Annotated in this window: 13 protein-coding genes and 1 pseudogene; 8 read left to right on the top strand and 6 right to left on the bottom strand. The window is 71.9% G+C overall.

Annotated elements, in window-relative coordinates; genetic code table 11:
- Positions 1–549: 549 nt before the first annotated feature.
- Entirely contained in the window at positions 550–1,500 is a 951-nt protein-coding gene (locus AB0F81_RS46760; RefSeq protein ID WP_360210095.1) for a DMT family transporter, read from the bottom strand.
- Between the two features lie 140 nt (positions 1,501–1,640).
- On the opposite strand from AB0F81_RS46760, the gene AB0F81_RS46755 reads away from it, so the two are divergent.
- Positions 1,641–2,339 (top strand): HAD family hydrolase, encoded by a 699-nt coding sequence (locus AB0F81_RS46755; RefSeq protein ID WP_360210093.1) that lies wholly within the window; start codon positions 1,641–1,643, stop codon positions 2,337–2,339.
- Positions 2,340–2,377: 38 nt separating this feature from the next.
- A complete protein-coding gene (locus AB0F81_RS46750) occupies positions 2,378–2,872 on the top strand; it encodes a hypothetical protein (RefSeq protein WP_360210091.1) in 495 nt (164 codons plus the stop codon).
- An 18-nt stretch (positions 2,873–2,890) separates the two neighbouring features.
- Here the strand turns inward: AB0F81_RS46750 and AB0F81_RS46745 are convergent, their stop codons facing one another.
- Complete coding sequence (locus AB0F81_RS46745) at positions 2,891–3,766, bottom strand: PhzF family phenazine biosynthesis protein (protein WP_360210089.1); 876 nt, start codon at positions 3,764–3,766, stop codon at positions 2,891–2,893.
- Between the two features lie 27 nt (positions 3,767–3,793).
- Here AB0F81_RS46745 and AB0F81_RS46740 point away from each other — a divergent pair, with 27 nt between their 5' ends.
- The 3 genes from AB0F81_RS46740 to AB0F81_RS46730 are packed head-to-tail and all read left to right on the top strand — an operon-like array spanning position 3,794 to position 6,801.
- Positions 3,794–5,107 (top strand): CBS domain-containing protein, encoded by a 1,314-nt coding sequence (locus tag AB0F81_RS46740; protein WP_360210087.1) that lies wholly within the window; start codon positions 3,794–3,796, stop codon positions 5,105–5,107.
- The gene (locus tag AB0F81_RS46735) at positions 5,104–5,628 is read left to right on the top strand and encodes a DUF1003 domain-containing protein (RefSeq protein ID WP_360210085.1); all 525 of its coding nucleotides are present in this window, start codon (positions 5,104–5,106) and stop codon (positions 5,626–5,628) included. Before AB0F81_RS46740 ends, AB0F81_RS46735 begins: the two co-directional genes overlap by 4 nt.
- A 21-nt stretch (positions 5,629–5,649) precedes the next feature.
- The gene (locus AB0F81_RS46730) at positions 5,650–6,801 is read left to right on the top strand and encodes a P-loop NTPase (protein ID WP_360210083.1); all 1,152 of its coding nucleotides are present in this window, start codon (positions 5,650–5,652) and stop codon (positions 6,799–6,801) included.
- On the opposite strand, the gene AB0F81_RS46725 is transcribed toward AB0F81_RS46730, so the two are convergent.
- Together AB0F81_RS46725 and AB0F81_RS46720 are read right to left on the bottom strand one after the other, a co-directional pair.
- Positions 6,798–7,211 (bottom strand): preprotein translocase subunit TatB, encoded by a 414-nt coding sequence (locus AB0F81_RS46725; protein WP_360210081.1) that lies wholly within the window; start codon positions 7,209–7,211, stop codon positions 6,798–6,800. The genes AB0F81_RS46730 and AB0F81_RS46725 overlap by 4 nt on opposite strands.
- Before the next feature lie 36 nt (positions 7,212–7,247).
- Entirely contained in the window at positions 7,248–8,519 is a 1,272-nt protein-coding gene (locus AB0F81_RS46720) for a trypsin-like peptidase domain-containing protein (protein ID WP_360210097.1), read from the bottom strand.
- A 172-nt stretch (positions 8,520–8,691) separates the two neighbouring features.
- Here AB0F81_RS46720 and AB0F81_RS46715 point away from each other — a divergent pair, with 172 nt between their 5' ends.
- Entirely contained in the window at positions 8,692–9,396 is a 705-nt protein-coding gene (locus tag AB0F81_RS46715; RefSeq protein WP_360210079.1) for an O-methyltransferase, read from the top strand.
- Here AB0F81_RS46715 and AB0F81_RS46710 read toward each other — a convergent pair.
- Both AB0F81_RS46710 and AB0F81_RS46705 read right to left on the bottom strand, forming a co-directional pair.
- Entirely contained in the window at positions 9,383–10,843 is a 1,461-nt protein-coding gene (locus tag AB0F81_RS46710) for a leucyl aminopeptidase family protein (protein ID WP_360210077.1), read from the bottom strand. The two genes, AB0F81_RS46715 and AB0F81_RS46710, sit on opposite strands and share 14 nt — an antisense overlap.
- 77 nt (positions 10,844–10,920) lie before the next feature.
- A complete protein-coding gene (locus AB0F81_RS46705; protein ID WP_014447667.1) occupies positions 10,921–11,088 on the bottom strand; it encodes a DUF3117 domain-containing protein in 168 nt (55 codons plus the stop codon).
- Between the two features lie 276 nt (positions 11,089–11,364).
- On the opposite strand from AB0F81_RS46705, the gene AB0F81_RS46700 reads away from it, so the two are divergent.
- Positions 11,365–12,165, top strand: a complete 801-nt coding sequence (locus AB0F81_RS46700) for a PaaX family transcriptional regulator C-terminal domain-containing protein (protein ID WP_360210074.1) — start codon at positions 11,365–11,367, stop codon at positions 12,163–12,165.
- Positions 12,162–12,881, top strand: a pseudogene (locus AB0F81_RS46695) (enoyl-CoA hydratase-related protein); the annotation flags it as partial. The gene AB0F81_RS46700 and the pseudogene AB0F81_RS46695, both read left to right, overlap by 4 nt.
- Positions 12,882–12,976: the final 95 nt, after the last annotated feature.

The raw sequence follows: 12,976 nt of genomic DNA, 5'->3' as shown, positions 1-12,976 counted from the left end.
CCGGCGCCGGACATGGCGAGGGCGCCGGCGGCCAGCAGCCGGACCCACCGATCGCGTCGCATCCACTCCCCCTCGGTCCCACGGCGATGCCGGCCGGCCTGCTCGGTGGTGCAACGAGCGGGTGGGCGCCGCTGGTGACGGCTATACCGGACGGCAAGGAACAACGCGACGTTCTATCGCAGAGCGGCCCAAGGAAGGCGATTCCCTATGGAATTCGCCGGAAAGAGGCCTGCGGTCTGGCTCGTGAAGGCCGCAGCCCGGGCCGGTCTCCAAACGCAGCCCGTCCGGCTTGGCCGGGAGTGCGGAGGCTGGAGTCGGACCGAGGTTGAGAGGCTTCGGGTCAGGCGGAGGTGCAGAGGCTGCGGGTTAGGCAAGCGGTGCTGAGCCTCCGATTAGGCCAACGGTGCGCAGCCCTGCCGGCCACGCAGGCGTTGCGGCGCCTGCGGGTTGAGCCGGCGGTGCGCAGACTGCCGGCCAGGCCGGTGTTGCGGAGTCTGCGAGCTGAGCAGGCAGTCCGCAGCCTGCGGGTGGGTGAGAGCGGTGCCCGGGTCAGGGTGGGGGTGCGGCGGCGGCCTCGGAGGGGGTGGAGGTGGCGACCGCGCGGCCGGTTCGGGCGGCGCCGATGATGACGACGGCGACGCCGAGGAGCAGCAGGGCCAAGCCGGGGAGGGAGCTCATCCGGGGGGTCTGGCCCAGCCAGGCCCAGGCGAGCAGGGCCGCGCCGGGCACCTCCAGCAGGATGAGCACGCTGACCGTGGTGGCCGAGGTGTGCTGCAGGGCGTAGTTGAACATCGAGTGGCCCAGCAGCTGGGCGCCGACGACGATGGCGAGGATCGCGGCCCAGGTCGCGCCGTTGTAGCCGGTCAGGTCGATGCCGCCGGCCAGGCAGACGATCAGCAGGAGCAGCGCGCAGGTGCCGTAGCAGATCCAGGTGTACGTGGTGGTGCTCAGCGCGGTCCGGGCTCGCTCACCCAGCGCGGTGTAGACGGCCGCGGCGATCGCGCCCAGCAGGGCCAGCACGTCGGCTACCACCGCCTGAGTGGAGACGCCCAGGTCGGCGCCGGTGGCCCAGGCCGCGCCGGCCACCGCCAGCGCGATGCCGAACCAGCCGGCCGCGGACGGGCGCCGGCCCTGCGCCGCGGCGATCAAGCCCTGCCAGACCGGCTGGGTGGCGACCAGCGCGGTGGCCGTGGCCACCGAACCGAGCTGGACACTCGGCATCCAGGTGGCGAAGTGGGCGGCCAGCGCCACGCCGGCCAGCACGCAGAAGACGCCCTCCCGCCGCCGCGGGCCGCGCAGCACGTCACGGATCTCGGCGCGACGGGAGATGAGTGCCAGCGGGGTGAGGGCGACGGTGGCGAGCCCGTTGCGCCAGAACGCGACGGCGAGGGCGGGGGCCGCCGCGAACGCGATCAGCGGCGCCGACGAGGAGACGGCGAGCACCGCCACGAGCAGGGCAGCCGTCGTCGCCGGGGGTGGAACCGTGTGCGGTGAGCGCATATTCATCCCCGGCCGTCGCTTCTTGCACAGTCGAGCGTCACTGTTTGTCGACGTCTATTGGCGGAGAGTGACGCAGTCGATACAGTCACCGACGGCTCTATGGCCGTTTCAACCCCTCGATGCCCAGGAGGCCGATTTACGTGCCCGCATACCGTGCGGTGGTGTTTGACTTTTTTGGCACGCTGACCCGCTCCGTACAGCGCGGACCACAGCATGCCGACATCGCCCGGGCGCTCGGAGCCGACCCCGACACCCTGGTCGGCGTGCTGGACCGTACCTTCCGGGCCCGGGCCTGCGGGCGTTTCGGCTCGGCGGAAGCCACCCTGCGCTGGGTGATCGAGCAGGCCGGCGGCGACGCGCGGCCGAGCGCCATCCGGGCGGCCATGCCGGCCCGGATCGACGCGCTCCGCGCCGACACCCAACTGCGCCCGGACGCGGTGAGCGCGCTCACCGCGATCCGCAACCGCGGTGTACGCACCGCGGTCGTCAGCGACTGCACCCACGAGCTTCCCGCCTTCCTGCCCGGCCTGCCGGTTGCGCCGCTGCTGGATGCCCAGATCTACTCGGTCGAGCTCGGCGTCTGCAAGCCGGATCCCGAGATCTACCTGGCGGCGTGCGACCGGCTCGGCGTGGCGCCGGCGGATTGCCTCTATGTCGGCGACGGCGGAAGCCACGAACTGACCGGCGCGGCGGCGGTCGGCATGACACCGGTCCGGCTGGCCGCTCCCGACCTGGCCAACCACCTGGTGTTCGATGCGGACACCAACTTCGCCGGTCGCACGGTCCGGTCGCTCACCGAGGTGCTCACCCTGATCGATCACGTCCCGGCCATGGCCTGAGGAGCCTCGGGAGATCGGTGGCGTGGGAGGATGGCGCGGTGAGCTCTGGCGTGCTGGAAGAGGCGATCAAGAAGGCGTCGATCGCCTGGGTCTCGGTCGGCGACGGCCCGGCGTACGCGTTGTGGTGCATGCCGGTGGAGAACGCGCTGGCCGTGGTGAGCGGGCCGGGTGAGCAGCACGCTCCCGGGCTGGCTCAGGCCGAGCGGGCCATCGTGCGGCTGCGCGGCGACCACGGCGGCCTGATCGTGCAGGCCGAAGCGGCGGTCGAGCGGGTGCTGCCCGGCAGCCCCGAGTGGGACGAGATCGCCCCGCAGCTCGCCACGAAGCGGCTGAACGCCTCCGGCACGGCCGAGGACCTGGTGGCCCGCTGGGTGGAGAACGGCTGTGCGCTGGTCAAGCTCGTCCCGGCCGGGGAGTCCGCGGTCGGCACCGCGGAGTTGCCCGCCGAGTCGGCGGCCGCGCCGCCCCGGGAGACGCCGGCCCGGGTCGAGACGCGCCGGCCGTTCCGCCTGCACCGCGTCCGCAAGCGCTGAATCGCCGGCGGAGGCCGGTCAGCCGATGAAGGGCGGGATGGCTATTCGGCCCTCGGCGACCGGCCAGACGTGGCCGGCCACCGTCGCTGCGGTGGTGCTGCCGCCGGCGGCGGTGACCGTGCACTCCAGCAGCGACGGGCGTTTCATCTCGATGCCTTGATGGACCCGGTACGTCGACGTGCCGTCCCCGGGCAGCCACCCCGCAGCGACCAGCCAGACCCCCAGGCCCAGCGCCGCGGAGCCGGTGGCCGGGTCCTCCCACACCGAGGTGCCCGGGACGAACACGCGGGCATGGGCCTCCCCGTCCGCCCAGGCGAACACGCTCAGGTCGGTCACGCCCAGCCGCTCGGCCGCGGGAGTGTCGAGGCGGATGCGGGCGAGCGCTTCCCGTCGTACCGGAAGGAAGAGCCAGTCCAGCCCACAGCCTGCCTCGCGTGGCGTGGCGAGATCTCCACCGGCGTAGTCCTCGGCCGTCAGGCCGAGCATGCTGAGCAGCGGTTTCGGCTCGCGGGAGGAGCCCAACCGGGCTTCGCCGCCGGTGAGCGTGGCCCGGCCCGCGTCGGTGACCTCGACCGGCAGCAGGCCGGCGCCGCACTCCTGGATGACCGGGCCGGCGGCGAACATGCCGCGCCGCATCGCGGTGACCGCCGCGCCGACGCTGGGGTGACCGGCGAACGGCAGCTCGGTCTCGGTCGTGAAGATCCGTGCTCGGTACGTGGCGCCCTCCGCGGTCGGCGGCAGCACGAAAACCGTCTCGGCCAGGTTGAACTCGCGGGCCAGCGTCTGCATCTGATCCGTGCCGAGCTGCTCGGCGCCGAACACGACCGCGAGCGGATTACCGGCGAACGGCCGATCGGTGAACACGTCAACGATCTCGTAGGCCACGGTGGACATGTCCGGACCCTAACCTAATCTGAGGTCGTGACCATGGGGACGAGGGTTTATCTGGCGCGCCTCGCCAGCCTGCCGGTGTTCGACCCCAACGGAGACCGGGTCGGGCGGGTGCGCGACGCGGTCGTCCGCCTGCGCACCACGAACCGCCCGCCGCAGGTGGTCGGCCTGGTCGCCGAGATGGCGCTGCGCCGCCGGATCTTCCTGCCGATCGGGCGCGTGACCAGCATGGACTCGGAAGGCGTCGTGCTCGGCACGGGCAGTCTGAACCTGCGCCGGTTCGAGAAGCGGCCGAACGAGCTGCTGGTGGTGGGAGACCTGCTGGACCGCCGGGTGACCGTGGTCCCCGAGCACGGCGAAGGCCCCGACCACACCGGTGTCGTGGTGGACATCGGGATGGAGCAGAACCGCAACACCGAGTGGATCATCACCCGGATCGCGGTTCGGGAGCACACCGGCCGGCTGACCCGGCGCGGGCACGTCTACCAGGCGGAGTACGACCGGGTCCGCGGCCTGGTCGGCCCGACCGACACACAGGGCACCTCAAACCTGCTCGCGCTGCTCGACCAGATGCGCCCGGCCGACATGGCGAACGCGCTGCAGGATCTGCCGGACGCGCGACGTAACGAGGTGGCCGCCGCGCTCAGCGACCGCAAGCTGGCCGACGTGCTGGAGGAGCTGCCCGAGCACGACCAGGTGGAGATCCTGGCCCGGCTGGACCGGGAACGTGCCGCCGACGTGCTGGAGCGGATGGACCCGGACGACGCGGCCGACCTGCTCGCCGAGCTGCCGAAAGCGGAGCAGGTGGTGCTGCTCGACCTGATGGAGCCGGAGGAGGCGGCGCCGGTCCGGCAGCTGATGAATTACCGGCCGGGCACGGCGGGCAGTGTGATGACCTCCGAGCCGGTGATCCTCACCCCGGACACCACGGTCGCCGAGGCGCTGGCCCGGATCCGCGAACCGGAACTGCATCCGGTGATCGCCGCCCAGGTTTTCGTGGCCCGGGCGCCGAGTGCGACGCCGACCGGGAAATACCTCGGCATGGTGCACTTCCAGCGGCTGCTGCGGGAACCGCCGGCCTCGATCGTCGGCGGCCTGGTGGACAGCGGCATCGAGCCGCTGCGCACCGAGACCGGGCTGTTGGAGATCACCCGGCGGATGGCCACCTACGACCTGATCGCGATGCCGGTGGTCGACTCGGTGCACCGGCTGCTGGGCGCGGTGACCGTCGACGACGTGCTGGACCACTCGCTGCCCCGCGACTGGCGCGACCGTGACGCCTACGACGAGCGAATCCGGGACTCACGCGACCGTGACGCCCACGATGAGGAGCCGGCGCCGTGACCGAGAACCGCCGGGACCGCCTGGACCAGCCCCGCGACCCGGGCCGGGTGCAGCTGCCGAAGTTCGATCCGGAGGCGTTCGGCCGCTGGTCGGAGAGCATCGCGCGGTACATGGGCACGGCGAAGTTCATCGTCTACATGACAGTGCTGATCGCCGCCTGGTTCGCCTGGAACACGCTGGCGCCGGAGCGTCTGCGCTTCGACCCGTACACGTTCACCTTCCTCACGCTGATCCTGTCGCTGCAGGCGTCGTATGCCGCGCCGCTGATCCTGCTGGCGCAGAACCGGCAGGCCGACCGGGACCGCCTCGCCATGGAGGAGGACCGTCGCCGCGCGGCGATGCAGAAGGCCGACACCGAATACCTGGCCCGCGAGATCGCCGCCCTGCGGATCGCCCTCGGCGACGTCGCCACCAGGGACTTCCTGCGTTCCGAGCTGAATCGGGTCGCCGACGAACTGGACGAAGCAGCACTGCGGCGGGAGAAGCGGGCCCGGATGGAGTGGGAGGAGGACCACCCCTGACCTCGACGTAGCATTGCTGGCATGTCCGCTCCTGCATCGACGCTCGAGGACGCGATCCAAGCCGCTCTGGCGACCGTCGACGATCCCGAGATCCGCCGCCCCATCACCGACCTCGGCATGGTCGCGGGCTTCACCGTCAGCGACACCCTCGTCAAGGTCGATCTGCTGCTCACCGTCGCCGGCTGTCCCCTGCGGGACAAGCTGAACAGCGACATCACCGCCGCGCTCACGAAGATCCCCGGCATCGACCGGGTCGAGATCAACTTCGGGGTGATGACCGAGGAACAGCGCAAGGCGCTGCAGACGACCCTGCGCGGCGGCGGCGAGTCCGCGGAGCCGGTCATCCCGTTCGCCCAGCCCGGCTCCCGCACCCGGGTCTACGCGGTGGCCAGCGGCAAGGGCGGCGTCGGCAAGTCCAGCGTCACCGTGAACCTGGCCGCCGCCCTCGCCAAGCGGGGCCTGTCGGTCGGTGTCATCGACGCGGACATCTACGGCCACTCGGTGCCGCGGATGCTCGGCGTCGAGGGCAAGCCGACCCGGGTCGAGGAAATGATCATGCCGCCGCAGTCGCACGGCGTGAAGGTGATCTCGATCGGCATGTTCACCGCGGGCAACGCCGCCGTGGTCTGGCGCGGCCCGATGCTGCACCGGGCGCTCCAGCAGTTCCTCGCCGACGTCTACTGGGGCGACCTGGACGTGCTGCTGCTCGACCTGCCGCCGGGCACCGGCGACGTGGCCATCTCGCTGGCCCAGCTGCTGCCGAACGCGGAGATCCTGGTCGTCACCACCCCGCAGATGGCCGCCGCCGAGGTGGCCGAGCGGGCCGGCGCGATCTCGCTGCAGACCCACCAGCGTCTGGTCGGTGTGGTGGAGAACATGTCCTGGCTGGAGCTGCCGGACGGCTCCCGGATGGAGGTCTTCGGCGCCGGCGGCGGCGAGACCGTGGCCGAGTCGCTGACCAAGACCGTCGGCGCGCGGGTGCCGCTGCTCGGTCAGATCCCGCTGGACACCCGGGTCCGTGAGGCCGGCGACGGCGGCACCCCGATCGTGCTGGCCGAGCCGGAGGCGCTGGCCGCGAAAGCGCTCGACGCCGTGGCCGACAAGCTGGCCATCCGCCGCGAGTCGCTGGTCGGCAAGCCGCTGGGCCTGATGGTCAACGCCAAGCGCGGCTAGGTGGCATCCAGGTCGTAACGCTGCGCCGGTCGGGGGCTCTCGACCGGCGCGGTGCTTTTCGGCTGGTTCTTGAAGTCGGCGGCCGCCGCGACGTCGGACAGCTCCGACTTGACCCCGTTGAGGTCCTGTTTCACGTCGTCGAAGAGGGTCTGCAGCGGCTTGCGGATCGCCGCCTCGTCCTCCTCGCTGAGCAGGTGCTTGCGGATGAAGGCCTTCGGGTGCAGGTCTTCGAGCTGGATGTCGGTGCCGAGCTCACGGCTCAGGTCGGAGGTCGCGTTCTGCGCCATGCTGCGCAGGCCACGCAGCATGCGTAACCCGTCGCCGATCACCTTGGGCAGGCGCTCCCCGAAGATCAGCAGCGCGAGCATCAGCAGTGCGCCGATCTCCCACCAGTTCAGATTCTCGAACACGTACGGCCTCCCAGGCGTCCCGGCGGCAAGCCTACGTCAATTGGTGTCGGCGGCGAGAGTCACGGAGGCGGTCGCGGCCTTGGTCCCGCGACGGTATTCCACCGCCACCACCGAGCCCGGCGCGTACTTGCGCACCAGCGCGATCAGGTCGGTGCCCTCCTCGACCAGGTGCCCGTCCAGCTTGGTGATCACGTCGCCGCTCTTCAGCCCGGCTGTGGCGGCCGGACCGGCCGGTTCCACCGAGCGCAGCCGGGCGCCGCCGGCCGTCTCCCCGGTGACCACCTCGGCGCCGATCACGGTCCGCCGGGCCTTGCCGGTGTCGATGATGTCCTGCGCGACGCGCTTGGCCTGGTTCATCGGGATGGCGAAGGCGAGACCGATGTTGCCGGCCTCGGTGTCGGCCCCGCCCACCGAGCGGATCACCGAGTTCACCCCGATCGCCTGGCCGCTCGCGTTGACCAGCGGGCCGCCGGAGTTGCCCTGGTTGACCGCGGCGTCGGTCTGGATCGCCGCGTAGTAGCGGGTCGGGCCGCCCGGGTCGCCGGCCTCGATCGGCCGGTCCACGGCGCTCACGATGCCCTGGGTCACGGTGTTCACCAGGGCCAGCGGTGAACCGAAAGCGAGCACCGGGTCACCGACCGCGAGCGCGTCGGAGTCGCCCAGCGCCACCGGGGTCAGCCCGCTCTTTGCGACTTTGATCACGGCGATGTCGGACTCCGGGTCCCGGCCGATCAGCTTGGCCGTCGCCGTGGACCCGTCGCTGAACGACACACCCAGGGTTTCGTCGGCGTCCTCGACCACGTGGTCGTTGGTGATCACGTAGCCGTCGGTGGAGACCACGAAACCGGACCCGATGGCGCCGGCCACCCGGACCGTCACGACGCTCGGCATGACCCGCTCGGCCACCCCGGCCAGCGACTCGGGAGCGCGCTGCGCCGACTCCGGCACCTGCCGGTCATCGGCGCCGATCTGGGTGCCGCCGCCCGGGGCGAGACCGCCGCGGACCGCGAAGACGAACCCGAGCGTGCCGCCCAGGCCACCCGCCAACAGGGCGGTGACCAGGCAGATCAGCAGGATCGGGGCGAGTGAGCGGCGGGGCGCGTCGGGGTCGGGAACGGGGTCGAGGGCCGGCCCGCCGGTGGCCGGCGGAGGTGGCAGCACCACGGCCGACGGCGCATAGGGATCGCGCCACGGGTCGGCGGTCGCGTCGGACCACCACGGCGAACCGGGCGGCGGCTGCGACGCGGCCCCGGGTGCGCCCGGCTCAGGCGACGTCGGTGGCCGGCGCCAGTTCCAGCCGTCGGTCACGTCGGTGCCTCCACTCATCGCTCGCCCGGCTCCGCGCATCCAGGATGACACGGATTCGCCGGTTCCCACCTTCCCACCGGATCGCCCCACAGCCCACACCGCGCCGCCTGAGGCGTTTATGCATCGACAGCGCGGTGCATCACCGGAGAGCATCGCTCTACTCTCTTATCCGATGTGCGCGCTTGCGCCGCGACCATCACCCCTTCGTCCGGAGGTCGTCATCATCGGTCCAGCTCGTTCATTCGGTCAGCCGGCGCCCCAGTCAACCCCCTTCGCCGAGACCTACGCCACCGAGGACCCGGTCCAGCAGACCGCGCGCGCCCTCGCGCACGAGCTCGGCCTGCCCTGCGTCTCGCCCGGCGCGGGCTCCGTGCTGCGCCTGCTGGCAGCCGCGGGCAACGCCAAGGCCGTGGTCGAGATCGGCACGGGTACGGGTGTGAGCGGCATCTGGCTGCTCCGCGGCATGCGCCCCGACGGGGTGCTCACCACCATCGACGTCGAGCACGAGCACCAGCGGATCGCCCGGCGGGTGTTCCTGGAGGCCGGGTTCTCCTCGTCGCGCACCCGGATCATCAGCGGGCGCGCGCTGGACGTGCTGCCCCGGCTCGCCGACGGCGCCTACGACCTGATCTTCGTGGACGCGGACACCACCGAGTTCGCCGCCTGCACCGAGGCCGCCCTGCGCCTGCTCCGCACCGGCGGGGTGCTGATCGTGAACGGGGCGCACGCGGGCGGCCGGATCAACGACCCGTCCGCCCGTGACGTCGACACCCTGACCATCCGGGAGACGGTCAAGGCGATCCGCGAGTCCGAGGACTGGATCCCCGCGGTCATCCCGTCCGGCGCCGGCCTGCTGACCGCCGTCAAGCGGGGTTGAATGGCCTCGCTTCGCTCGGCTGGCGCTCGGGTGAAGCTTCACAAAAAGAGGATAAAAACCTCAAAAGAGTGCGGGCGCCCCAGCCGGTGGCGCCCTTGGTCAGGTCGAGGTCGTTGGCCTCGGCCCAGCTCGGCGCGGACATGTCCAGGTGCGCCCACCGGGTGTCGCCGAAGAAGTCGCGCAGGAACAGGGCCGCCATCACCGAGCCCGGTCCGGGCGGCGCGCTGATCCGGTCGGCGATGTCGCTGCGCAGGTTGTCCACGTAGTCGTCGGCGAGCGGGAGCCGCCACATCTGCTCACCGGCCGCCGCGCCGGCGTCGGTGAGCGCCTCGGCGAGGTCGTCGTCCGGGCTGTAGAGCGCCGCGGTGCGCTTGCCGAGGGCGACCGCGTTCGCGCCGGTCAGGGTGGCCAGGTCGAGCACCAGGTCGGGCCGCAGCTGCTCGGCCGCGTAGGCCAGCGCGTCGGCCAGCACGATCCGGCCCTCGGCGTCAGAGTTGGTGTTCTCGCTGGTCGAGCCGTCGTAGTGGGTGATCACGTCGCCCGGGCGGAAGGCGGATCCGCTGACCGCGTTCTCGGCGAGCGGGGCCAGCGCGGTGACGCGGACCGGAAGGTTCAGGTCGGCGGCGCCGATCGCGGCAGCCATCACCGCGGCCGCCCCGCCCATGTCCTTCTTCATCAGCTTCATGCCGTCGCGCGGCTTGATCGAGATGCCGCCGGTGTCGAAGGTGATGCCCTTGCCGACCAGGACCACGTGGGTGGTCGCACCGGGCGGCTGCCAGGAGAGCTCGACGAACCGCGGCGGCGTCACCGAGCCACCGCCGACGGCGCGCAGGCCGCCGAAGCGCAGCAGGTCGTCACCGGCGAGCACGGTCACGCTCAGCCCGGGGCGGCCGGCCGCGGCGGCGACGATCTGGTCGGCGAACCAGGCCGGGTTCTTCACCGAGGACGGCGTGTTCGTCAGGTCCCGGGCGAACCAGGTGGCCGTCGCGGTCGCCCGCGCCTGGCCGAGACTCTCGGCGTACCCCTCGGGGTTGGCGGCAATGACCCGCACCTCGCCGGACCGGGGTGGCTTGGGCGCGTCGCGATAGCGATAGCCGCCCAGCCAGAGGCCCTCGGCGAGGCCGCGCAGCGCGGCCGGCGTGGCGCCGGCCGGCAGATGAACCTCGATCACCTCGTCGTCGCCGGCCTCGCGGACCGCGGCGGCGCCCGCGGCGCGCCATCCCGCCTCGTCACCGTCGCCGACGCCGGCGAGCAGCACCCGGGACGGGCGGCCCAGCGGTCTCGGCAGCGCCACGACACGGCCGGCCCGGCCGGTGTCCTCGGTCTGCCCGGTCAGCGCGGACACCTCGGCGTCGACCTCACCGACCGGCCACGGCCCGTCGGGACCGATCGGTACGACCCAGGTGGCCGACTCGTCGGAGGCATCGGTCAAGCGGATTGCGAACACGGGAGGATGACCTTTCCGTAAGACGTGGAAAGCCCGCCGGTACGGGCGGTACCGTACCGGCGGGCTCGCGTGAAACGTCAGCCGGCGATCGACTTCAACGCGTCACCCAGCGCGTTGGCCTCGTCCGGAGTCATCTCAACGACGAGACGGCCACCACCCTCCAGCGGGACGCGCATGACGATGCCACGACCCTCTTTGGTGACCTCCAGCGGACCGTCGCCCGTCCGCGGCTTCATCGCCGCCATCTTGTCTCCCCTCAGACCTACGTCAGGGTCGGTGGGTTGCCCCACAGCCACTTGCTCCTGGAAATGCCCAGCAGTCACGTCACGTGCTCAGCCCCACGCGACGCGTTTGCTCGTTTCCGACCGGCGGCCGTACAGGCCGTTTCACGTCTTCACGCGTTGCGGCCCACCGTGCCGATCAAACATTTTCCCTGATGAACACCGGCGAACCCAAACCCAGCCCGGGCGGATGTGACAGCATCTAGCATATCGCCTTTCAGGCTGTCACAATGTGCGGTCATGCAGGCGCGGTCCGCACTCTTCGACCTGTACGGCGACTACCTGCGTGCCCGTGGCTCGCGGGCACCCGTCGCGGCCCTGGTCAAACTGCTCGCCCCGCTGGACATCGCGGCTCCCGCGGTCCGCACCGCGGTGTCGCGAATGGTGCGCCAGGGATGGCTGCACCCGCTCCGGCTGGCCTCGGGGCCCGGCTATCTGCTGACGCCGAAGGCCGCGCGCCGGCTCGACGACGCGGCGACCCGGGTGTACCGAACCGGTCGCGGCGGCTGGGACGGCCGCTTCGACATGATCCTCCTGAACGATCAACTCAGCCGCCGGGACGCCACCCGGCTCGCCTTCCTGGGCTACGGCCCGCTCAGCGACCACGTGTGGATCGCGCCACGCGCCTCCGACGAGATCGAGGCGGCCCTCGCCGAGGCCGGGACCGGATACGAACGGTTCAGCGCCAGCCACACCGCCGGTTCGGAGATCGTCGGCCGGGCCTGGGACCTGGACCGGATCGGCCAGTCGTACGAGGAGTTCGTGACGTCGCTACGCCCGGTCGTCAAGGCCGTCACCGCGCGCAGCTCCGACGAAGAGGCGTACGCGGCCCGGTTCCGCCTGGTGCACGCCTGGCGCTCGTTCCTCTTCCAGGACCCGCAACTGCCCGCCGCGCTGCTGCCACCGCAGTGGCCGGGCGTCCGCGCGGCCGGGTTCTTCGACAAGCACGCCGCCCGGCTGCGTCCCGCCGCCGACCGCTACGTGGAACGCTGCCTGCAAGCGGCCACCCGTGGTGGACGTGTGGGATTCTCAGACTCATGACCGACTCGCTCCTCGTCGACCGCACCGATGCCGTCGTCACCCTGACCCTGAACCGCCCCGAGGCGATGAACTCCTTCACCGTCGACCTCAAGGAGGCGCTGCGGGACACCCTCGCCCAGCTGGAGAGCGACCGGTCCTGCCGGGCGATCGTGCTGGCCGGCGCCGGTGCCGCCTTCTGCGGTGGCCAGGACCTCAAGGAGCACGCGGCCCTGCTGGAAGCCGGCTCCACGGACCTCAACACGGTGCAGGTGCACTACAACCCGATCGCGCAGCGGCTCGCGAGCATGCCGAAGCCGGTCGTCGCGGCGGTGCGCGGCATGGCCGCCGGCGCGGGCGCCTCGCTGGCGCTGCTCGCCGACTTCCGGATCGGCGGGCCGTCCACCAAGTTCCTGATGGCGTTCGCCAACGTCGGCCTGGCCGGGGACAGCGGCATCTCCTGGTCGCTGCCGCGGATCGTCGGCCACGCCAAGGCGGTCGAGCTGCTGCTGCTCGCCCAGCCGGTGAAGGCCGACGAGGCGAACCGGATCGGGATGCTCTCCCGGCTGCTGGAGGACGACGAGCAGGTGCTGCCGGCCGCCCAGGAGCTCGCGGCGCGCCTCGCCGCCGGCCCGACGGTCGCCTACGGCGCGATCAAGCGGGAGCTGTCCATCGGTGACGCCGGCACGCTCTCCGACGCCCTCGCGGCGGAGGCACAGGCCCAGGCGATCTGCGGGGCCTGAAGCCGGACAGGTCCAGCCCGGCGAGCCGGGCCCGGAACGTCTCGGCCGTCGCCACCCGCAGCAGGTGCGCCAGGATCTCGGTCTCCCGGCCC

Origin of the sequence: Actinoplanes sp. NPDC024001, from assembly GCF_040638955.1 — a bacterium.
Lineage (GTDB): Bacteria > Actinomycetota > Actinomycetes > Mycobacteriales > Micromonosporaceae > Actinoplanes.
This window is presented reverse-complemented; position numbering and strand designations above follow the sequence as displayed.

Excerpts from the sequence above, each read along its gene's own strand:
- AB0F81_RS46705 (WP_014447667.1), bottom strand. The coding sequence starts at position 11,088 with ATGGCGGCGATGAAGCCGCGGACGGGCGACGGTCCGCTGGAGGTCACC.
- AB0F81_RS46700 (WP_360210074.1), top strand. The coding sequence starts at position 11,365 with ATGCAGGCGCGGTCCGCACTCTTCGACCTGTACGGCGACTACCTGCGT.
- AB0F81_RS46730 (WP_360210083.1), top strand. The coding sequence starts at position 5,650 with ATGTCCGCTCCTGCATCGACGCTCGAGGACGCGATCCAAGCCGCTCTG.
- AB0F81_RS46760 (WP_360210095.1), bottom strand. The coding sequence starts at position 1,500 with ATGCGCTCACCGCACACGGTTCCACCCCCGGCGACGACGGCTGCCCTG.
- AB0F81_RS46745 (WP_360210089.1), bottom strand. The coding sequence starts at position 3,766 with ATGTCCACCGTGGCCTACGAGATCGTTGACGTGTTCACCGATCGGCCG.
- AB0F81_RS46715 (WP_360210079.1), top strand. The coding sequence starts at position 8,692 with ATGTGCGCGCTTGCGCCGCGACCATCACCCCTTCGTCCGGAGGTCGTC.